The organism is Streptomyces sp. NPDC002669 (genome assembly GCF_042889165.1).
Classification (GTDB): Bacteria; Actinomycetota; Actinomycetes; order Streptomycetales; family Streptomycetaceae; genus Streptomyces.
In genome coordinates, this window is record NZ_JBIAQQ010000001.1 from 265284 (window position 1) to 285927 (window position 20644).

The following is a 20644-nucleotide window of genomic DNA, read 5'->3' on the forward strand; positions in this document are numbered from 1 at the left end:
TCAGACCGTTTCTTCCGCGCGGGCGGCCGCGAGGCGGACCGCGTCGAGGATCTTCTCGTAGCCGGTGCAGCGGCAGAGGTTGCCGGAGAGCGCCTCGCGGATGTCCGCGTCGGACGGCTCCGGGTTGCGTTCGAGCAGTTCGTCGGCGGCGACCAGGAGGCCGGGGGTGCAGAAGCCGCACTGGACGGCCCCGGCGTCGATGAACGCCTGCTGGATCGGGGAGAGCTCGTCCGCCGCCCGGCCCTCCTCACCGGTCGGCCGGGCCTCCCACTGCCGGGCCCGGTCGGGGTCGGTGCCGCAGGCGCCGGAGGCGCAGCCGCTGCCGGGGTGGGCCCGGGAGCGGTGGGCGGCGAAGTCGGCGAGGCCCTCCACCGTGACGACCTCCCGGCCCTCCACCTGTCCCGCGGCGACCAGGCAGGAGCAGACCGGCACCCCGTCCAGGCGGACCGTGCAGGAGCCGCACTCGCCCTGCTCGCAGGCGTTCTTCGAGCCGGGCAGGCCCAGCCGTTCGCGCAGCACGTAGAGGAGGGACTCGCCCTCCCAGACGTCGTCCGCCTCGTGCCTGCGGCCGTTGACCGTGAAATTGACGCGCATGATCAGGCGGCTCCTTCGGTGCTGCGGCCCTTGCCGCGGTAGGTCTCCCAGGTCCAGCCGAGGGTGCGGCGGGCCATGATCCCGACGGCGTGCCGGCGGTAGCTCGCGGTGCCGCGCACGTCGTCGATCGGGTTGCAGGCCCCGGCTGCGAGCGCGGCGAACTGCGAGGCGATGGAGGGGGTGATGATCGTGCGGCTGTCCCAGAAGCCGCCTTCCTCCAGCGCGGCGTTCAGGAATTCCTCGGCTTCCTTCGCCCGTACGGGCGTGGGGGCGGCCGATCCGATTCCGGTGCGCACCGTGCGGGTCTCGGGGTGCAGGGCCAGGCCGAAGGCGCAGACCGCGATGACCATCGCGTTGCGGGTGCCGACCTTGGAGTACTGCTGCGGCCCGTCGGCCTTCTTGATGTGCACGGCCCGGATCAGCTCGTCCGGTTCGAGGGCGTTGCGCTTGACGCCGGTGTAGAAGGCGTCGATCGGGATCATCCGCGTGCCGCGGACGGATTCGGCCTCGACCTCGGCCCCCGCGGCGAGCAGCGCCGGGTGGGCGTCCCCGGCGGGCGATGCGGTGCCCAGGTTGCCGCCGACGCCGCCGCGGTTGCGGATCTGCGGCGAGGCGACGGTGTGCGAGGCGAGCGCCAGTCCGGGCAGTTCGGTCCGCAGGTGCTCCATGATGCTGCTGTACGGGACGGAGGCGCCGAGCCGCACGTTCTCCTGGCCCACCTCCCATTCGGACAGCTCCCCGATGCGGTTCAGGTCCAGGAGGTACTCGGGCCGGCGGTGGTCGAAGTTGATCTCGACCATCACGTCGGTGCCCCCCGCGATGGGGACGGCCGTGGGGTGCTCGGCCTTGGCGGCGAGCGCCTCCTCCCAGCTGGCGGGGCGAAGGAAGTCCATGAGTGGCTCTCTTCTTCTCAATCGGGTCGTTCGCTGGGGCTGGGGTACGGCCGGCCCTCGACTGGTTCATTCATGTTGTTGACGCAATGTGTGACCCAGTACACAAGCCGTGCTCCACCCGGTGCAGTCACCGAAACCATGAAGGAGTTGGCCGGTCGAACGCCTCGTCTTGTAGATTCGAACGAATGGCGGGGGTCGGTGACCTCACCGCAATACCCAGTTTTCACCCGAACCAACGAAAGAGATCGGCGGCGACGAGATGCGGCTGCGCGCACTGCTGGAGACCGACGCGCTGGGCCTGCGGCTGCTCGGCGGCGAGGACGAGCTGGACCGGTCCGTCCGCGGCGTGATGACCACCGACCTGCGGGACCCCAGCCGCTACCTGTCGGGCGGTGAGCTGGTGCTCACGGGCCTGGCCTGGCGCCGGGACGCGTCGGACTCGGAGCCGTTCGTACGGATTCTGACAGGTGCCGGGGTCACCGGGCTCGCGGCGGGCGAGGCGGAGCTGGGCGACGTTCCCGACGACCTGGTGGAGGCGTGCGCGCGGCACCGGCTGCCGCTCTTCGCCGTCCACGAGACCGTCGCGTTCGCAACGATCACCGAGCACGTGGTGCGCCAGGTGTCCGGCGAGCGGGCGGGCGACCTGGCCGCGGTCGTGGACCGGCACCGCAGGCTGATGACCTCGGGCCCGGCGGGCGGCGGCCCCGAGGTGGTCCTCGATCTGCTCGGTTCCGACCTCGACCTGCGCGCCTGGGTGCTCTCCCCCACCGGCCGGCAGGTCGCGGGCGCCGGTGGGACGCCGCTGCCCGGCCCGGTCGGCGCGGAGCTCGCCGGGCACCATCTGGCCGCCGTCCGCACCGGTCGCCGTGCCCCGCACCGGGCCGTGGTCGGGGGCACCACGTATTCGCTCTTCCCGATCCGGAACACCGGCCGGGGCGCTCTGCCCGCCTCCCGGGACGTGCGCGAGTCGGTGCTCTCGGACTGGCTGCTCGCGGTGGAGGCGGACTCGGGCGACTGGCCGGCCGCCCGGCTGGACCTGCTCCAGGGCGTCACCCAGCTGATCGCCGTCGAGCGGGACCGGCGCGATGCGGCCCGCACGGTGCGCCGCAGGCTCGCCCAGGAGGTCCTGGAGCTGGTCCAGACGGGCGCCCCGCCGGCCGAGATCGCCGCCCGGCTGCGGGTCGCGGCCCCGGTGCTGCTGCCGGGGCTCGGCACCGCCCCGCACTGGCAGGTCGTGGTGGCGCGGGTCGAGTGGGGCGGGGCGGACGGCCCGGCCCCCGGCGCCGCGGACACCGTCGCGGGCGGCCCGGTCGCCCAGGCGCTGCTGGAGGAGATCCTCGTCGATCCGGCGGTCGCCGGGCCCGACTCGACGGACCGGATCGCGGTCGCCCACACGGGTGAGGAGGCCGTCGCCCTCGTACCGCTGCCCGCCGTGGCCGCGCCGGTCCGGGACGACGGTCCGGAGGCCGGGGCCCCCGCGGACGAGTTGGCGGCGCTGCACGCCGACGCGCTGCTCGACACCGTCCGCGAGCCGCTCTCGGCGGGCCTCGCCGACGACGGCCGGCTGACCCTGGGGGTCAGCGCGCCCGTGCACTCCCCCGAGGGGCTGCGCGGCGCCCTGGAGGAGGCCAGGCACGCCCGCCGGGTGGCGGCGGCCCGCGAGGGCCGGGTCTGCGCGGCCGGGCACCACGAGCTGGCCTCGCACGTGCTGCTGCTGCCGTTCGTGCCCGACGACGTGCGTCGCGCGTTCACCGCACGGCTGCTCGACCCGCTGCGCGACTACGACCGGCGCCACCGCGCGGAGCTGATCCCGACACTGGAGGCGTTCTTGGACTGCGACGGTTCGTGGACCCGCTGCGCGTCCCGGCTCCACCTCCACGTCAACACGCTGCGCTACCGCGTCGGGCGAATCGAGCAGTTGACGGGACGTGACCTTTCGCGCCTGGAGGACAAGCTCGATTTCTTCCTGGCCCTGCGTATGAGCTGAATTCCCGGGCCCGCCAAGGGTCCTGGGGAGCACGAGGGTTTGTGAAATTTTTCACCTGACATTGACCCGACCCCTTGGCCGGGCATGCCGATCCGTGCTGAGATTCCGCCCAGACCCAACAGCTCGATGGCGCGCTCGGGGAGGGCAATGTGGCGCATACCGCCATGTCTGGTTCCGGAACGACAGCCGATGACGATCCGCCGCTCCAGACAGCGGTATGGCGGCTGCGGTCGCGCGCCTGCTGGACGGACGCCGCAGCCCTGCTCGAACACGACGCCGCCACCGACCCCGGGGCGGCGCTCCAGCGGACCGCCCTGCTGATCGAGCGGTGCCTGTACACCGGCCAGGGCTGGACCGATGCCGAGGACGCCCTGCGCACCGCCGAGGCCCTGGCCCACGACGACGAGGAACGCGGCGCGGCGGCCTGCGAACGCGGCCATCTGGCCTACGCGTCGACGCTCCTGGGGGTACGGGACCGGGCCGACGAGGCCAGTGTCGCCCTGAGCCGCGCCGCGGCCCTGCTCGCCCCGTCCGCGCCGGGCCGCCCGGTGCTGGACTACCGCCGGGGCCTGATCGCGCAGAACATCGCCGACTCGCCGCAGGCCGCGCGCGCCGCGTACCGCAGGGCCCACGCCGGGGCCGCCGCCCGGGGCGACGCGCTGCTGCTCTCCTCGACCTGGCGTCAGCTCGCCCTGCTCGCCCTGCGCGAGGGCGAGCTGGCGGAGGCCCGGCACGGTTTCGCGGAGTGCCTGCGGATAAGGGAGGAACTGGGCTACCTGGTCGGTACGGCCCCGGCCCTCATCGCGCTGGCGGACGCGGAGCCGGAGCCGGAGGCCGCGACCCGGCTGCGCGCCGAGGCGGGCCGGCTCTTCCGGCTGCTCGGCGGCGTACCGACCTGGCTGGCCCCGTACCTGGACCCGCCCGCGCCGCGGACGGCCGAAGCGAACTGAACCGGAGGGCCCGGTCCCGACGCCGGGGCCGGGACTCCCGTTCGGGTCCCCGCGCCGGTCCGGACCTCCGGGCCGGGACTCCGGCTCAGGTCTCCGCGCCGGTGAAGTGCTCGCGGACGAGCGACTGCACGACGGTCAGGTCCTGGGCGATCAGCGCGTCGAGCAGGGCGGTGTGCTCGGCGGCGTCGGCGAGCAGGTCGGCGCGGCGGGTGACGGGGTTGCTCACCAGGGGCCACTGGGAACGGCGGTGCAGGTCGTCGGCGACCATCACCAGCTGCTCGTTGCCGCACAGGCCGAGGACCGCGCCGTGGAAGGCCCGGTCGGACTCGGCGTAACCGGCCCGGTCGCCCACGGCCGCGGCGGCCACCGTGGCGTCGGCCAGCGGGCGCAGGGCGCACCAGCCGGCGGGCGGGACGGTGCGGGCCAGCCGCAGCATCACGGGCACCTCGATCAGGGCCCGCACCTCGGCCAGCTCGGCCAGTTCGCGCGGGCCGCGTTCGGACACCCGGAAGCCGCGGTTGGGCACGACCTCGACGGCGCCCTCGATGACCAGTTGCTGCATCGCCTCGCGCACCGGGGTCGCGGAGACCCCGAAGCGGGCGCCGAGGGCCGGGGCCGAGTAGACCTGCCCGGGGGCCAGCCGGCCGTCGACCAGGGCGGTGCGCAGCGCGTCCAGGACCTGGCCGCGCACCGAGTGCCGGCGCACCGCGACCCGCGGGGCGGGCAATTCGCCGTGGGTGTGCTCGCCGCGGACCCGGTCGGGCGTCCGCGCGACCGCCGGCGCGGGCACGACGGCTTCGCCCGGTGACCTCACCCGGTCACGCGCTCCGCCCTGCTCCACTGGACCTCCTCGACCTGCCACGGGCACGAGTCGCATGCACCATGCCCCTCGTGCACGATAGGCGCAGGACATCGCAGTTCAAACATCGATCCGTTCGGGTAAGGTAAGGCTTACCTGCAAACGGTCGTGATTCGGTGGTCCTGCATGACACTCCCCGCCCTGCTCCCCCACGCCACCGGGTCCGCCGTGACCGGTGCGTACGCGCGTCTTGCCGAGGTCTTCCCCGGGCTGCGCGCCCAGGTGCTGACGGACGACGAGACGGCGCCCCGCGGCGCGGGCTGGGTCGGCGCGGAGGAGCTCGCGGCGGGGGGTGCGGCGCTCGACGCCTTCCTCGCCTGGGACCACGCGCAGGTGCTGCGGGACTACGGGCAGCAGCCCCGCCCCGACGTGGTCGCCAGCTTCGGGCTGCACCGCTACGCCTGGCCCGCCTGCCTGCTGGTGACGGTGCCGTGGTTCCTGCACCGGCGGGTGCCCCGGATTCCGGTCGAGGACGTGGCGTTCCAGCGGGCGCTGGGTCATCTGACCGTGCGGGTGCGGGAGTTCGCCTGTCTGCCGGACGATCCGGCCGCCGCGCTGCCGGGCGCCCGGGTGGTGCCCGACGAGGCCGCGTTGCGCGCCGAGGTGCTGACGGCCGTGGCCGCCCACCTCGGTCCGGTGCTCGACGGCTTCGGCCCCCGGATGCGGCGCGGCAGGCGGGCACTGTGGGGAATGGCGACGGACGAGATCGTCGAGGGCCTCTGGTACATCGCCCACCTGCTCGGCGAGGAGCGCCGGGCGATGGCCGAGCTGGAGGCGCTGCTGCCGGGCACCACGAAGCCGTACGTCGGCTCGGCCGGGTTCCGCGAACTGACCGGGCCGGACGGCGAGCCGCTGCCCACCCGCGACCGGGCGAGCTGCTGCCTCTTCTACACCCTGCGCCCCGAGGACACCTGCGTCACCTGCCCGCGCACCTGCGACACCGACCGGGTCCGCAAGCTCGCGGGCGCCCGCTGAGTGACACCGCCCGTACGGGTCACGTGATTCGAACGCGACTCGACTGCCGCATACGGACATTCGAGCAGATCCCGGTGATCCGCGCGTCCCGCCGACCCATTGGCGTTCTCTTGCCCCGAAACCCTCCTGTGCGCGAGGGGGTTTCGGCAATCATGTCGCCCGAAATGCCCTACGCGACACGAGGGACCGCGCATGAGACTGACCGACATATCGCTGAATTGGCTGCTTCCGGGCGCCGTGCTGCTCGTGGGAGTCCTGGCGGCGGTGGCGGTGGTCGCACGCGGCAAGCGCGCCGCTGACACGTCCGCGGCCGACGACAGCTGGGAACGCAGCGAGGAGCGCCGCAGACGCAAGGAGGCCCTGTACGCCACCGCCTCGTACGTCCTGCTGTTCTGCTGTGCGGCGGTGGCCGCCGCACTCTCCTTCCACGGGCTCGTCGGCTTCGGCGAGCAGAACCTCGGCCTCTCCGGGGGCTGGGAGTACCTCGTCCCGTTCGGCCTGGACGGGGCCGCCATGTTCTGTTCCGTACTCGCGGTGCGCGAGGCCAGCCACGGCGACGCGGCTCTCGGCTCGCGCCTGCTCGTGTGGACGTTCGCCGGCGCCGCCGCCTGGTTCAACTGGGTGCACGCGCCGCGCGGGATCGACCACGCGGGCGCGCCGCACTTCTTCGCCGGGATGTCGCTCTCGGCGGCCGTGCTCTTCGACCGGGCGCTGAAGCAGACCCGCCGGGCCGCGCTGCGCGAGCAGGGCCTGGTGCCCCGCCCGTTGCCGCAGATCCGGATCGTGCGGTGGCTGCGCGCGCCCCGGGAGACCTTCTGCGCCTGGTCGCTGATGCTCCTGGAAGGCGTGCGCACCCTGGACGAGGCGGTCGACGAGGTGCGGGAGGACCGGCGGGAGAAGGAGCAGAACCGTCTCCGCCGGAAGGACCAGGAGAAGCTGGACCGGGCCCACATCAAGGCGCTGAACCGGCAGAACCGGGCCTGGCACCGGGTGGGCCGGGCCGCTCCGGTGGACGTCCAGGCCATCACCCCCGCGACGGGCACCGCACAGGCCGTCGTGGAGCCCGCCATATCCGAGCCGGGACAACTGCCCCTGCGCCCCCGGCCATCCCTGCAAGCCGTGACGGGGCCGAGCCCCGGTACTCCGGACCGGGACCCGGTTGATCCGGCCGCCGTCGACCTCACCGCCGAGGACGACACCCAGGCGCTGCCCCGGCTCGACTCGCTGGAACGGAAACTGAAGGACCTGGAGCAGCAGTTCGGCTGACGCCCCGCGGTTCTTCCGGGTGCCGCCCGGACGGCCGGGCGGCACTCCCCTCGTCCGGCGGACCGGTCACCTCCGGCCCTGACGCATCGTCACCGACGGTGCGTCAGGGCCTTTCGCCGTCCAGTTCGAACCAGACCACCTTGCCCAGTGTCCGTGTGCTCACCCCCCAGGCGTCCGCAAGGCTCCGTACCAGGATCAGTCCCCGTCCGTGCGTGTCGTCGTCGGCGTCCGGCACGTACGACAGGGGCAGTTCGGACACGAAGTCCCTTACTTCCACCCGCAGTTTCGCGGGGGCCACGCTCGCCGTGACGACCGCACCGTGTCCGGTGTGGATCAGTGCGTTGGTCACCAGCTCGCTCAGCAGCAGCTCCGCCACCTCGGCCGGTTCGCCCGGCCATCGGTAGCGCAGGAACTCCCGTAACGCGCCGCGCACTTCGCCGACGGCCGCCAGATCGGCGCGGGCCACCCTGCGACACAGCCGGACCGGTTGCGGCCCCTGCGTCCCCGGCCCGCGCAAGGCCTCGTCCTTCATGGAATCGGTGTCTCCCCGGTGTTTCATCATGTCCCCCGCCCACACAGTGGATCGCCCCCTGGTCGTCGTTCCGGTCCCTCGTCCCGTCCGTCCGCTTCCCCGTTTCCGGATGGTCGTCGAACTTCCGCGGAAGACGTTCACGGGATGCATGCCCCACCGACGGGCCGCCACTCTTGTCGATTCATCAATAAGTGAACAGCGGCAGGAAACACGCCCGGGACCCGCAGGACATACGGAAGTCACGTGTACGCCTATCGGGTTAACTTCCAAAAAATTCACATCGGTTGGCGTTGACGCGACCGCATCTACGCGCGTCATCATGGTGGTCATGCGAATCCCCCCACGGATCACGACGCTCGGTGGCGCAGCCGCCCTCCTGTCCGCCCTCCTGATCGGTGGCCCGGTCACCGCGACCGCGACCGCCGCCACCGACTCGGTCGGCAGCATCTGTTACTCGGACCTGCCCTCCCAGGCCCACGACACCCTCGATCTGATCGAGGCGGGCGGCCCGTTCCCCTACTCCCAGGACGGCACCGTCTTCCAGAACCGTGAAGGCGTCCTGCCCAGCCACAGCACCGGCTACTACCACGAGTACACGGTCATCACCCCCGGCTCCCCGACCCGCGGCGCGCGACGCATCGTCACGGGCGAGCGGGCGCAGGAGGACTACTACACCAGCGACCACTACGCCACCTTCGACCTGATCGACCCGGGCTGCTGAGACCCGGCCCCTCGGACCGGTCCGCGCCGCAGTCCCCCACCTGCGGCGCGGATCGAGGACCCGGCACCGCGGCCGGCCTCCGCCACCCGGTCCGCGCTTGTACGCTGCCACTCATGACCGTGACCTATGTGATCGACGGCTCCCGGGTCACCGGCCTGGAACGTTTCTGGGAAGTGATCGGCGAGGCCGTGAACGGCCCCGGCGGGTACTTCGGCCGCAATCTCGACGCCCTCGCGGACTGCCTGGGCGGCGGGATGGGCACCCCGGACGACGGCGACTTCGTCTTCGAGTGGCGGGACCACGCGCTCTCCGCGCGGGCCCTGGGCCATGAGGAGACGGCCCGTCAGCTGCGGCAGGCCCTGGAGCGGGCGCATCCCAGCAACCGGCCCGCGATGCGCGAGCGGCTCGACGAGGCCCTGGCCGGACGGGGGCCGACGCTCTTCGACCTGATCGTGGAGATCCTGGCGGACGACGCGACGCCCGGCGGGCTGCGGCTGTCGTGAGCCCCCGGGCCGGGTCCGGCGGCCCCGGCCCGGGGGACGGCATCGGCCGACCGGGCGGAACGCCACTCGGCCGGCCGACACCATGGGGGTCGTGAGGATCAGAACTCGGTGGTGACCTTGGCGCCGTCGAACGCCTCGTTGCCGTAGAGGCTGATGAAGTGGTAGCCGGGGGTCGGGTTGTTGATGGTCAGGGTGTGCTCGTTGCCCGCCCCGACGGACTTGTCGGTGTTGACCTTGGTGGTCGCCCACTCCTTGTCGCTGTAGTAGAGGTCGGCGTCACCGGTGCCGCCGGACGAGGTGATCTTCAGCTGGGTGGTGCCGTTCGGGATGACGACGGCCAGGTAGGCGTAGTCGCCCTTGACGGCCTTCAGGTTGCTGCGCATGCAGTTCTTGCCCAGCATCCGGGCGTCGTCGTCCTTGCACTCGGTGATCTCACCGGGCGGGTTGGTGGAGCCGCCGCCGCAGGCACCGGCCGCGCAGGCCTCCAGCCAGGTGTTCCAGTCGGCGTCGTAGCGGTTGCCGATGGTCGAGGTCAGCAGGGTGCGGGCACCGTTCCAGTCGCCCTTGCGGTAGAGGCCGAGCAGGGTGTCGACGTCCGAGCGGTGCGACTCCAGCATGTAACGGACGGCCAGGTAGCCCCAGTTGTAGACGCGGGTCTGGTCGGCGTTGTCGTAGGTGGTGTCGAACAGGGTGCTCAGGGGGTAGGTGCGGTTGGCGGCCTGGGCGATGGCGTCCTCGTAGGCGAGCTTGCGGTACGAGTAGGAGACGAACTCCGCGAAGCCCTCGACCCACCAGACGGTCGGCGTGGTCATGCCGGCGGCGAAGTCGCCGTACATGTTGTAGCGGCCGTCGAGGTAGTGCGTGTACTCGTGGTTGAGGTTCCAGATCTGGAAGTCGGGGCGGGCCCACTCGGCCTCGTAGGCGATGAAGCGGGGCTGGTTGCCCTCGGCCTTGGGGTCGCCCTCCAGGTACATGCCGCCGTTGTTGGTGTCGATGCCGAAGATCACACCGGCGTAGGTCTGGTAGTCGGCGCTGGAGTCGAAGGCGACGACCTCGATGGTCTTGTTGTTGTCGTCGGCGACCGCACCGTTGTCCCGGGCCACCTCGTGGAAGTAGGCGTCCTGGTTGATCAGGCTGGTGCAGCTGGCCTGGAGCTCCTCGGCGGTCATGTCCTGCGCCCGGATGGTGATGCTGTCGCTGCAGGTGTGCTTCACCGGCAGGACGGCCTTCTCGAGACGCTCCGCGAGGTTGCAGGCGTCGTACTTCGCGCAGTTCTCCTTGTCGAAGGCGTCGACCATCGTGGCCAGGTTGATCCAGAGCGGGGCGGTGGGGCCGTCGATGGAGGTCTTGCCCATCAGTTCGAGCACCAGCGGGCTCGCCTTGTCGCGCAGCGAGTCGTCCTTGAGGAAGCGGCCGAGTTCGAGTCCCGCGTTGGCGGCCAGGAACGAGTTCTTGGTGCCCAGCAGGTCGAGGTGGTTCGCGGCGAAGTCGCGCAGCGAGGTCAGCACGCTCGGGTCGGCCTCGATGGCGCTGATGAACTCCGGTACCTGGTGGCCGCGGAACATCACCGTGTACACGCTGTTCACGGCGTTGAGCATGTACCACGAGCCGTTGTACGACTCGTCGTAGTCCGCCAGCATCTTCTTGACGATGTTGAGGTAACGGGCGTTCTGCACCGAGCTGTCGATCAGGATGATCGCCTCGGACAGGCTCTCGCCGTTGGCATCGGTGACGTCGTAGGCGTGCGAGGAGCCGAAGAAGCCGTCGAGCGCGCCCTGGATGGCCGTCACCAGACGCGGCCCGTACTCCCCGACGGTGTCGGGGTCGTAGTACTGGACGTAGTAGCCGGCCCGGAGGAAGAGGATCATCTGCGGCATGCCGGTGCTGGCGTCACCCGGGTAGGCGGCCGACGCGTCGCGCATCGCGTTGGCGACGGTGACCATCTGGTCCTCGCGGAAGGCGTTGTAGCCGTCCTGGCCCTGCAGCTTGAAGAGTGTGTTGACGCAGTCGGTGGTGGCCGCCTTGACCTTCTCGACCAGGGCGCTGCCGGTGTTGTTGGTGAAATCGGTGACGTTGCACTCGGCGGCGGCCGTGCCGAGCTTCTTTGCGCGGTGCTTCTCGGCCTTCATGGAAGGCGCCCGGTGGCTCGGAAGCGCGGCTTTCTGGTCGTCGTAGTCCCGCTTGAGCGCGTCCTTGGACGCGGACAGCGGAGGCAGGTCGGCGGCCTTGAGCTTCTCGCGCCGGACGTGACCGGCGTCGGCGGCGGGTGCCGTCAGCGACTCGGCGGTGGGGCCGCCGGAATCCTCGGTCGGGGCTTCCGCCTTCTTCCGGGCGATGTCCGAGGAGAAGGTGGGGATCGCGGTCGATACGGCGGAGCGCTGCTCGACGGCCTGGCTCGGTGCCGTGAACAGACCCACGCCCAGGCAGGCTGCCAGGACCGCGGTGGACAATCCGGTTATTTTTTGCCGAACCCTCAGGTTCTTCACGTGCCGCCTCCAAGCGGAGTGATGACCGCGCACCAGGGCGCGGCTGTGGGGGAATGCAAGGGGCCGGTGCCGGACAGGGTCTGAGCTGCACTCCTGTGTGACATGAGCACGACTTCCGTTCCCTTGCGCGCTGTACAATGGCACATGTCACATGTTCTTTGGAACCCCTCTCGCGCACATTCATTTGCGCGACAACTTCTCGTCGCAGCGCGGGATGTGACACGCGGCCCGGACGCACCGGCCACCACCACCGGTTTTGACCACCCCGCGACCGCACCACCGCGTTTCCGGAGAGCCGGAATCCCGGCTCCGCCCCCGGTCCCCCAGAGCCCCGAGGAGCAACGCCCGTGTCCCGTTCCCCCGCAACGCCCCGCACCGGCAGCCACGATCTGCCGGTGTCCCCCGCCCTGGACGCCTTCATGGGCACCGGGTGGGCCGAGTCACCGCTGCCGGCGGACCTCCGCGTCCCCTCCATCGACGCCACCCCCGCCCGTCGCGCCCGGCTGGCCGCCCGCTTCCCCGGCGAGCGCCTGATCATCCCGGCGGGCGCGCTCGCGGTCCGTTCCAACGACACCGACCACCGCTTCCGGCCCCACACCGGTTACGCCTGGCTCACCGGCCTCACCGGCGAGGACCAGGCCGGCCACGTCCTCGTCCTGGAGCCCGACGGCGACGAACGGCACGAAGCGGTGCTGTACCTGCGTCCCCGTTCGCCGCGCACCGGTCACGAGTTCCACCGCGACCGCAGGTACGGGGAGTTCTGGGTGGGCCGCAGGCCCGATCTGGAGGAGGCGGCCCGGCTCACCGGCATCCGCTGCGCGGACCTGGACGCCTGGGAGAAGCTGCTCACCGGCCCGCAGCCCCCGGTGCGGGTGCTGGGCGGTGTGGACCCGTCCGTCGACGAACTCCTGCGCTCCCGCCGGGTCCTGCACGCGACGCGCCCGCTGCCCGCCGGTCTCGAAGAAGTGCTCAGCGAGCTGCGGCTCGTCAAGGACCCCTGGGAGACGGAGCAGTTGCAGCACGCCGTGGACGCGACGGTGACGGGGTTCGAGGACGTGGTGCGGAGCCTGCCGCAGGCGCTGCGGCATCCGCGCGGGGAACGCTGGATCGAGGGCGTCTTCGATCTGCGGGCCCGGCTGGAGGGGAACGGGCCGGGCTACTCCACGATCGCCGCCGCCGGGGCGCACGCCTGCGTCCTGCACTGGATCCGCAACGACGGACCGCTGGAGCGCGACCGGCTGTTGCTGCTGGACGCGGGCGTGGAGACCGACACCCTCTACACCGCCGACATCACCCGCACCCTGCCGCTGTCCGGCCGGTTCTCCCCCGTGCAGCGCAGTGTGTACGAACTGGTGCTGGCCGCGCAGGAGGCGGGCATCGCCGCCCTGCGGCCGGGGGCCCGCTTCCGCGACTTCCATCTGGCGGCCATGCGGGTCATCGCCGAGGGGCTGCACGAGTGGGGCGTACTGCCGGTGTCCGCCGAGGAGTCGCTCCACCCGGACAACGGTCTCTATCGCCGGTACACGCTCTGCAGCAGCGGCCACATGCTCGGCATGGACGTGCACGACTGCGCTCGGGCGCGGGCCGGCACGTATCTGGACGGGCGGCTGGAGGCCGGTCAGGTGCTGACCGTGGAGCCGGGGCTGTACCTCCAGCCCGACGACGAGACGCTGCCCGCGGCGCTGCGCGGCATCGGGGTGCGGATCGAGGACGACCTCGTGATCACGGACGACGGCGCCCGTCTCATGTCGTCGGCGCTGCCGCGGACCGCCGACGGGATCGAGGAGTGGATGGGCGCCCTGCTGGAGGGCTGACCCCGGCGGGCCCCGTCGGCGGGCGCCCGTGCGGGGCGTCCGCCGACGGGGCCGATGGGTCGGTCCCGCCCGGGGCCGGGGGGTCAGCCCTGCGCGGCGGTGCCGCCCGGGGCCGCCGCGTCCGCGCCGTCGGCCCGTTCCTCGGCCCACAGCGACCTGACGTGCGACATGTGGGCCAGCATGCAGCTCTCGGCACCCTGCACGTCACCGGCGGCGATGAGGTCGAGCAACTGCACGTGCTCCTCGGCCGACTGGACCAGCTTCCCCGTCTCGGCGAGCTTGTTCAGCCCGAAGAGCCGGGAGCGCTTGCGCAGGTTGCCGACCTCCTCCACCAGCCGGCGGTTGCCCGCCAGGCCGAGCAGTTCGAGGTGGAAGCGGCGGTCGGCCTCCAGATAACCGATGATGTCCTGCTCGGCGGCGGCGTCGACGATCGCCCGCGCCAGCGGCCGGAGCGCTTCGAGCTCCTCGCCGAGGCCCATCGCGGCGATGCGGCCGATGGTGGGCACCTCGATCATGGCCCGGATCTCGGTGAAGTCGTCGAGGTCCTGCTCGGTCAGCTCGGTGACCCGGAAACCCTTGTTGCGGACGGCCTCGACCAGGCCCTCGCGCGCCAGGTCGAGCATGGCCTCGCGGACCGGGGTGGCGGACACCCCGAATTCGGCGGCGAGCGCGGGAGCGGAGTAGACCACGCCCGGACGGAGCTCCCCGGCTATCAGCGCCGCCCGGAGGGCGTTCGCCACCTGATCGCGCAAGTGCTCCTGCGCGGAGAGAGCGTTGAGCGTCGTCAGGCGGGCCATAATCTGTTCCTCCAGCACCGTGCGGGGCCCCAGAATACAATGTCACGTTCCACGGGAACCCTTGTCCCGGAGCCGCGGAAGGCGTGGTCAGGCCGTCGAGGCGCGGTGCACCGCCTCGGCGACGGCGAGGTCCTCCCACCCCGCTCCGACGCTCTTGAAGAACCGGGGCCGTCCGGTGCCGTCCGACACCTCTCCGTCGCACCGTCCGGTCACCAGCTCGGCGAGGTTACCGGCGATGTCCTGGGCCCGGAAGGCCCCTTCGGCGATCGGGATCAGCAGGTCCCCCGGTTCCGACAGGGCCGCCGCCCGCGATTCGACGACCACCCGGGAACGGGACACCAGAGCGGTGTCGACCTCACGGGCGTCGGCGGTGTGCGAGCCGACCGCGACGACCGTCGCCCCGTCCGGCACGAGGGTGCCGTCGAACAGCGGGGTGGCGGAGGTGGTGCAGCAGAGCACCAGGTCGGCCGTGGCCACCGCCGATCCGTCCGCCTTCCCCGCGTGGGCGTCCGTGCCGAGCCGGCGGGCCCGCTCGACCAGCTCGTCGGTCCGGTGCGGGGTGCGGCCGACCACGGTGACCCGTTCCACCCGGCGCTCCGCGAGCACCGCGGCGAGGTGGCCGTGGGCCTGGGGTCCCGTGCCGAAGAGCACCAGATGGCGCACGACCGGTCCGGTGAGGTACCGGATCGCGAGCGCGGACACGGCCGGGGTGCGCAGCGTGGTGAGCGCGGCCCCGTCCAGCAGGGCGAGCGGCAGCAGGGTGGGGGCGTCGAGCAGCAGGTAGCTCCCGGTGATCCGGGGCAGGCCGGCCGCCGGATTGTCCGGGGCGACCCCGGCGATCTTCACCCCGGTCACCCGGCGGGTGGTGGCCGGCATGAGCAGCAACTCCCCGCCGGGTACCGCGAGATGGTGCCGGGCCGGGACCGTCTCCGGGTCCAGCCCCCCGCGCAGCGCCGCTTCCAGGGCGTCCACGGCTCCGGTCGGGCCCAGGGCCTCGATGGCGTCGGCGCCGAGCAGGGGGAGAGTCACAGCAGGAATCCTTCGGGGAAGGGGTCGGTCGGGTCCAGGAAGTATTGTGCGGTCCCGGTGATCCAGGCGCGCCCGGTGATGGTGGGAACGACGGCCGGCAGCCCGCCCACGGTGGTCTCCTCGACGAGCCGGCCGGTGAACGAGGTGCCGATGAACGACTCGTTCACGAAGTCGGTGTCCAGGGCGAGTTCGCCGCGTGCGTGCAGCTGGGCCATGCGCGCGGAGGTGCCGGTGCCGCAGGGCGAGCGGTCGAACCAGCCGGGGTGGATGGCCATCGCGTGCCGGGAGTGGCGCGCGTCGGAGCCGGGGGCGATGAACTGCACGTGCTTGAGCCCGCGGACGTCCGGGGCTTCGGGGTGTACGGGCAGGTCGGTGGCGTTGACCGTCTTCATCAGGGCGAGCCCGGCGGCCAGGATGTCGTCCTTGCGCGCCCGGTCGAAGGGCAGTCCGAGGTCGGCCAGTTCCACCATCGCGTAGAAGTTGCCGCCGTAGGCGAGGTCGTAGCGCAGGGTCCCGTGACCGGGCACGTCCGCCGTCCGGTCGAGCGCGACGCTGAACGCGGGCACGTTGGTGAGGGTCACGGCGGTGGCCGCGCCGTCCTTCACCCGCACGTCGACCTTGACGAGTCCGGCGGGGGTGTCCAGCCGCACGGTGGTGACGGGTTCGGTGACCTCCACCATCCCGGTCTCCACCAGCACGGTCGCCACCCCGATGGTGCCGTGTCCGCACATCGGCAGACAGCCGGAGACCTCGATGTAGAGGACGCCGTAGTCCGCGTCCGGGCGGGTGGGCGGCTGGAGGATCGCGCCGCTCATCGCGGCGTGGCCGCGCGGTTCGTACATGAGCAGGGTGCGCACGGCGTCCCGGTGCTTCTCGAAATGGCTGCGCCGTTCGGCCATCGTGTCGCCGGGAATGGTGCCGACGCCGCCGGTGATCACCCGGGTCGGCATGCCCTCGGTGTGCGAGTCGACGGCGTGGAAGATGTGACGGGTCTGCAAGGCTCCTCCTGGTTCGTCACGGGTGGGACGGGGCGGCGGCCGGCGAAGCGAGCGCCGGCCGCCTTCTCCCGGCGACTGACGAGCGGCCCGGGACCGGACGGCCGCCCGTCAGGATCTCAGCGCAGGCCCCCGGCGAGGACCTTCTCCGTGACGGCGCGCACGGCGGCCGCGTCGTCGGCGGGCAGGGGGTTGCGCGGCGGGCGGGTGGGGCCGCCGTGGCGTCCGGCGACGTCCATGGACAGCTTGATGGCCTGGACGAACTCCGGCTTGGAGTCCCACCTCAGCAGCGGGTGCAGCTCCCGGTAGAGCGGCAGGGCGGTCTCCAGGTCGCCGCTCACCGCGGCCCGGTACAGGTCCACGCAGCAGTACGGCAGCATGTTCGGGCTGCCGGCGATCCATCCGACGGCACCGGCGACGCCGAGTTCCAGCAGTACGTCGTCGGCGCCCACCAGGAGGTCGAGGCCGGGGGCCCGCTCGGCGATCTCGTACGCCCTGCGGACGTCGCCGGTGAACTCCTTGACGGCCACGACGCTGCCCTCGTTGTGGAGCTCGGCGAGCAGGGCGGGACTCAGGTCCACCTTGGTGTCGTACGGGTTGTTGTACGCGACGACCGGGACGCCGACCTCGGCCACCTCGGCGTAGTGGGCGCGCACGCCCGCCTCGTCGCAGCGGTACCCGTTGGGCGGCAGGAGCAGCACGGACCCGGCCCCCGCCTCGGCGGCCTGTTCCGCCCAGCGCCGGGACTCGGCGCTGCCGTAGGCGGAGACACCCGGCATGACGCGGTCGCCGTCCCCGGCCGCCTCGACGGCGACCCGGACCATCCGGGCGCGTTCCTCGTCGGTGAGGGTCTGGTACTCGCCCAGCGACCCGTTGGGCACCACGCCGTCGCAGCCCGCCTCGACGAGGTTGCGCACGTGGGTGGCGTAGGCGTCGTAGTCGATGGTGCGGTCGTCGCGCAGGGGGAGGGGGGTGGCGACCATGATGCCCTGCCAGGGGCGGGTGCGCGTGGGGCTGTTCGTCTGCATGCTGGCTCCTTGGGTGTGTGGCCTGTCGCGGGGGCGACATGATGCGGTACGGCGGGAACACGGTGACGCGGGCGGCGGGGCGTGCCCGGCCGTCATGGGGCGGGAAAACCGAGGCGGACGGCTTCGCGCGCTACTGGGGATCGGACAGGTCGGCGAGGGCGGACAGCTTCACGGGGCAGGCCAGCGGGCGCCGGTCGGGTCCGGCCGGTGCCGTGCCGCCGCCGTGCGCGGCGGCGAGTTCCCCGACGGCGAATCCGCACGTCCGGCCCTGGCACCACCCCATCCCGGCGCGGGTGAAGAGTTTGACGGTCCGGGAGTCGCGGGCGCCGAGTTCCTCGCACGCCGTACGGATCCGGCCCGCGGACACCTCCTCGCAGCGGCAGACCTCCGTGTCGTCGGCCGGCCACTCGTGCCAGCCGTCCCCCGGCCGGTGCACGGTTCCCATCAGGTCGGCGAAGGCCCGCAGCCGACGCCGGGTGCGGCGCAGCGCGGCCACGCCGCGCCCCGCCCCCTCCGGCGAGCCGCCCCGTGTCTCACGGACGATCGACAGTGCCGCCAACTCACCTTCGCACAGGGCGAGTTCGACCCCACCCACGCCGCCGGTCTCGCCGGCCGCCCAGATGCCGGGGACCGTCGTCCTGAGCTGTTCGTCGAGGACGACCGCGTGCGTGCCGTCGGTGCCCGGACGCGTTTCGCAGCCGGTCGCCACGGCGAGTTCGAGCTGGGGCACGAGGCCGTGTCCCACGGCGAGCGCGTCGCATTCGATCCGGCGGCCGGTCCCCGCGACGGGGCGCCAGCGGTGGTCCACCCGGCTGACGGTCACGGCCTCGACCCGTCCGTCGCCGTGCACCTCGGTGACCGCGCGGTGGCTCAGCACCCTGACCCCGGCGCGCGCCAGCGCCGCGCCGAACCTGACCGCCTCCACCGCCTTGGCGGGGTTGACGGCCAGCACCCGGGGGGAGCGCGCGTACGCCCCGTAGCCGGCGGCCTCGACCAGGGCCGGGACGCGTGCGCCGGCCCGGGTCAGCGAGGCGGCGACCGCCTGGAGGAGCGGCCCGCTCCCGGCGACCACGATCCGGCGCCCCGGCAGCACCAGGCCGGACTTGAGCATGGCCTGGGCCCCCGCCGCGCCCACGACGCCCGGGAGCGTCCAGCCGGGGAAGGGGAGCTGGCGTTCGTGGGCGCCGGTCGCCAGCAGCAGCCGACGGGCCCGCACTGCGGCGCGGGCCGCCTCGTCGGCCCCGGCGACCGCGTGCAGGGTCCAGTCGTCGCCGGTCCGCTCGACCGTCCACACCTGATGGCTGGCCAGGTGCCGGATCGCGCCGGTGTCCCGGTGCGCGGCCAGCCGTGCGGACAGGCCGGTGAAGGCGGACCAGCCGTGGTGCAGGACCTGGGGCCGGGCGGCGCCGAGGCCGTCGGCCGGGTTGCGGTAGTACTGCCCGCCGGGCGCGGCGGCGGCGTCCAGCAGGACGACGTCGAGTCCGTGGTCGGCCGCGGTGACGGCCGCGGCCAGACCTGCGGGACCCGCGCCCACCACGGCGAGTTCGGCGCGGCCGGTGTCGCGCGGGCGGCCCTCAGCCGTCGAGTGCGGCATGCCCGTTCCCCTCCTGCGTGGTGATGGCGTCGTCCGGCCGGGCGGGGACCAGGCAGGCGCGCTGGTTGGGCCGGCCGTTGATGGTGGCCAGGCAGTCGTAGCAGGCGCCGATGCCGCAGAAGGCTCCCCTGGGGCGGCCGTTGACCCGGGTGGTGCGCCAGGTCATGATGCCCGCCGCCCAGAGGGCGGCGGCGACGCTCTGACCCGGCAGGGCGGTGAGCGGGCGGCCGTCGAAGGTGATCGGGAACTCCGGGCCGGGTTCGGCTCCGACGAGTTCGGCCGGGGTGCGTGCGCGGGTGCGTCTCACGGGGTCCTCTCCTGGGGTCCGGGCCTGGGCGGGCGGGTTCCGTTCCGCGCCGTCATGCGGCACGGTCCGGGGCGTGGAACCGGTCGGGTGCGAACGGTCCGAGGTCGAGCGCGGGACGCTCGCCCCGGACCGCGTCGGCGATCAGCCGCCCGGTCACCGGCGCCAGTCCGATGCCCGCGCCCTCGTGCCCGCAGGCGTGGAAGAGGCCGGGCACCCGGGAGTCGGGGCCGATCGCGGGCAGGTGGTCGGGCAGGTAGGGGCGGAACCCGTGGTAGGCGCGCAGCACCCGTACGTCCGCCAGCAGGGGGAAGAGGGCGGCGGCCCCGGCCGCCAGCCGGGCGAGCACCGGAACCGACAGCGTCCGGTCGAAGCCGACCCGTTCGCGGCTCGCCCCGATGAGCACCGGGCCCGCCGGGGTGCCCTCCACCACCGGCGAGGTCTGCAGGGCCGCGGACCCGCTCGACACGTCGGCCACGTACTCCGCCGCGTAGACCTTGTGGCGGATCAGCCGGGGCAGCGGTTCGGTGACGAGGACGAATCCCCGGCGCGGGAGGACCGGGAGGCTCACCCCGGCCAGCGCGGCCAGTTCGCCGCCCCAGGTCCCGGCCGCGTTGACCACGACGGGGGCGTGCAGTTCGCCCCGCGGGGTGCGCACCCCGCTCACCGCCCCCGAGCGGTCCCGCAGGATGTCCACCACCTCCTCCCCCGGGTGCAGGCGCGCCCCGGCCCGGACCGCCGACCGCAGCAACTCCGCTGCGGCGAGCGCCGGTTGGACCTGTGCGTCCTGCGGGTAGTGGCAGCCGCCCGCCAGCTCCGGCGCGAGGTGGGGCTCCAGGTCGCGGAGCCGGTCGGCCGGGACGTGGTGCGCCTCGACACCGGCCGCCCGCTGGCCGTCGGCCGTCGCGGACAGGGCGTCCAGGGAGCCCTCGGAGGCCGCCACGACCACGCCGCCCTTGCTCTCGTACTCGATGCCCGGGGGCAGTTCGGCGGCCAGCTCCTGCCACAGGGCGGCGGAGAGCAGCGCCAGCTCCAGCTCGGGCCCCGGCACCTTGTCGGAGACCAGCAGGTTCCCCTCGCCGGCTCCGGTGGTGCCGCCGGCCACGGGTCCGCGGTCGACGACGGCCACGGAGAGTCCGGACCGGGCGATGTAGTGGGCACAGGCGGCGCCGACGACTCCGGCGCCGACGATGACGACATCCAGAGAGTGTCTCGTGAGCACGTCAGTAATATGTCACATTGCTTTGAGGTCGCCAAGGGTGCGCACGGGGTCGGTTGATCAACGGCCGTGCCTCCCCGCCCCGGCCGGGACGGCAC

At 72.9% G+C, this 20644-nt stretch carries 19 protein-coding genes; 7 read left to right on the top strand and 12 right to left on the bottom strand.

Annotated features, from left to right (window positions below):
• Together ACFYW1_RS01205 and ACFYW1_RS01210 are read right to left on the bottom strand one after the other, a co-directional pair.
• Positions 1-594 (bottom strand): (2Fe-2S)-binding protein, encoded by a 594-nt coding sequence (locus ACFYW1_RS01205; RefSeq protein WP_388985419.1) that lies wholly within the window; start codon positions 592-594, stop codon positions 1-3.
• Positions 595-596: 2 nt separating this feature from the next.
• Entirely contained in the window at positions 597-1487 is an 891-nt protein-coding gene (locus ACFYW1_RS01210) for an FAD binding domain-containing protein (RefSeq protein WP_384227075.1), read from the bottom strand.
• A 259-nt stretch (positions 1488-1746) separates the two neighbouring features.
• On the opposite strand from ACFYW1_RS01210, the gene ACFYW1_RS01215 reads away from it, so the two are divergent.
• Positions 1747-3474: a PucR family transcriptional regulator gene (locus ACFYW1_RS01215; protein WP_388985421.1), complete on the top strand. Its 1728-nt coding sequence runs from the start codon at positions 1747-1749 to the stop codon at positions 3472-3474.
• A 164-nt stretch (positions 3475-3638) separates the two neighbouring features.
• Positions 3639-4424, top strand: coding sequence for a hypothetical protein (locus ACFYW1_RS01220; protein ID WP_388985423.1), 786 nt, complete (start codon positions 3639-3641; stop codon positions 4422-4424).
• A gap of 85 nt (positions 4425-4509) precedes the next feature.
• Here ACFYW1_RS01220 and ACFYW1_RS01225 read toward each other — a convergent pair whose 3' ends face one another.
• A complete protein-coding gene (locus ACFYW1_RS01225; protein WP_388985425.1) occupies positions 4510-5265 on the bottom strand; it encodes a GntR family transcriptional regulator in 756 nt (251 codons plus the stop codon).
• 144 nt (positions 5266-5409) lie between these two features.
• On the opposite strand from ACFYW1_RS01225, the gene ACFYW1_RS01230 reads away from it, so the two are divergent.
• Together ACFYW1_RS01230 and ACFYW1_RS01235 are read left to right on the top strand one after the other, a co-directional pair.
• Positions 5410-6258, top strand: coding sequence for a (2Fe-2S)-binding protein (locus tag ACFYW1_RS01230; RefSeq protein WP_388985427.1), 849 nt, complete (start codon positions 5410-5412; stop codon positions 6256-6258).
• A gap of 192 nt (positions 6259-6450) precedes the next feature.
• Positions 6451-7524: a DUF2637 domain-containing protein gene (locus ACFYW1_RS01235; RefSeq protein ID WP_388985429.1), complete on the top strand. Its 1074-nt coding sequence runs from the start codon at positions 6451-6453 to the stop codon at positions 7522-7524.
• A gap of 103 nt (positions 7525-7627) precedes the next feature.
• Here the strand turns inward: ACFYW1_RS01235 and ACFYW1_RS01240 are convergent, their stop codons facing one another.
• The gene (locus ACFYW1_RS01240) at positions 7628-7990 is read right to left on the bottom strand and encodes an ATP-binding protein (RefSeq protein WP_388985903.1); all 363 of its coding nucleotides are present in this window, start codon (positions 7988-7990) and stop codon (positions 7628-7630) included.
• A gap of 394 nt (positions 7991-8384) precedes the next feature.
• Here ACFYW1_RS01240 and ACFYW1_RS01245 point away from each other — a divergent pair, with 394 nt between their 5' ends.
• Complete coding sequence (locus ACFYW1_RS01245) at positions 8385-8777, top strand: ribonuclease domain-containing protein (protein ID WP_148840102.1); 393 nt, start codon at positions 8385-8387, stop codon at positions 8775-8777.
• A 113-nt stretch (positions 8778-8890) separates the two neighbouring features.
• Entirely contained in the window at positions 8891-9280 is a 390-nt protein-coding gene (locus ACFYW1_RS01250) for a barstar family protein (protein WP_388985431.1), read from the top strand.
• Positions 9281-9378: 98 nt separating this feature from the next.
• On the opposite strand, the gene ACFYW1_RS01255 is transcribed toward ACFYW1_RS01250, so the two are convergent.
• A complete protein-coding gene (locus ACFYW1_RS01255) occupies positions 9379-11766 on the bottom strand; it encodes a M9 family metallopeptidase (protein ID WP_388985433.1) in 2388 nt (795 codons plus the stop codon).
• 347 nt (positions 11767-12113) lie between these two features.
• Between ACFYW1_RS01255 and ACFYW1_RS01260 the strand changes: the two genes are divergently transcribed.
• On the top strand, positions 12114-13580 hold the full coding sequence (locus tag ACFYW1_RS01260; RefSeq protein WP_388985435.1) for an aminopeptidase P family protein: 1467 nt from the start codon (positions 12114-12116) through the stop codon (positions 13578-13580).
• Positions 13581-13663: 83 nt separating this feature from the next.
• On the opposite strand, the gene ACFYW1_RS01265 is transcribed toward ACFYW1_RS01260, so the two are convergent.
• The 7 genes from ACFYW1_RS01265 to ACFYW1_RS01295 all read right to left on the bottom strand — a co-directional run bounded on the left by ACFYW1_RS01265 (position 13664) and on the right by ACFYW1_RS01295 (position 20549).
• Positions 13664-14377 carry a GntR family transcriptional regulator gene (locus tag ACFYW1_RS01265; RefSeq protein WP_388985437.1) on the bottom strand — a complete coding sequence of 238 codons (714 nt, stop codon included), beginning with the start codon at positions 14375-14377 and terminating at the stop codon, positions 13664-13666.
• 87 nt (positions 14378-14464) lie between these two features.
• Positions 14465-15406 carry an ornithine cyclodeaminase family protein gene (locus tag ACFYW1_RS01270; RefSeq protein ID WP_388985438.1) on the bottom strand — a complete coding sequence of 314 codons (942 nt, stop codon included), beginning with the start codon at positions 15404-15406 and terminating at the stop codon, positions 14465-14467.
• Complete coding sequence (locus tag ACFYW1_RS01275; RefSeq protein WP_388985440.1) at positions 15403-16404, bottom strand: proline racemase family protein; 1002 nt, start codon at positions 16402-16404, stop codon at positions 15403-15405. The genes ACFYW1_RS01270 and ACFYW1_RS01275 overlap by 4 nt, the downstream gene beginning before the upstream one ends.
• A 116-nt stretch (positions 16405-16520) precedes the next feature.
• Positions 16521-17429 (bottom strand): dihydrodipicolinate synthase family protein, encoded by a 909-nt coding sequence (locus ACFYW1_RS01280; protein ID WP_388985442.1) that lies wholly within the window; start codon positions 17427-17429, stop codon positions 16521-16523.
• A gap of 130 nt (positions 17430-17559) precedes the next feature.
• Positions 17560-19023, bottom strand: coding sequence for an NAD(P)/FAD-dependent oxidoreductase (locus tag ACFYW1_RS01285; RefSeq protein WP_388985444.1), 1464 nt, complete (start codon positions 19021-19023; stop codon positions 17560-17562).
• Positions 19004-19330: a (2Fe-2S)-binding protein gene (locus ACFYW1_RS01290; protein ID WP_388985446.1), complete on the bottom strand. Its 327-nt coding sequence runs from the start codon at positions 19328-19330 to the stop codon at positions 19004-19006. Before ACFYW1_RS01290 ends, ACFYW1_RS01285 begins: the two co-directional genes overlap by 20 nt.
• 52 nt (positions 19331-19382) lie before the next feature.
• Positions 19383-20549 (bottom strand): NAD(P)/FAD-dependent oxidoreductase, encoded by a 1167-nt coding sequence (locus tag ACFYW1_RS01295; protein WP_388985447.1) that lies wholly within the window; start codon positions 20547-20549, stop codon positions 19383-19385.
• Between the last annotated feature and the right edge of the window lie 95 nt (positions 20550-20644).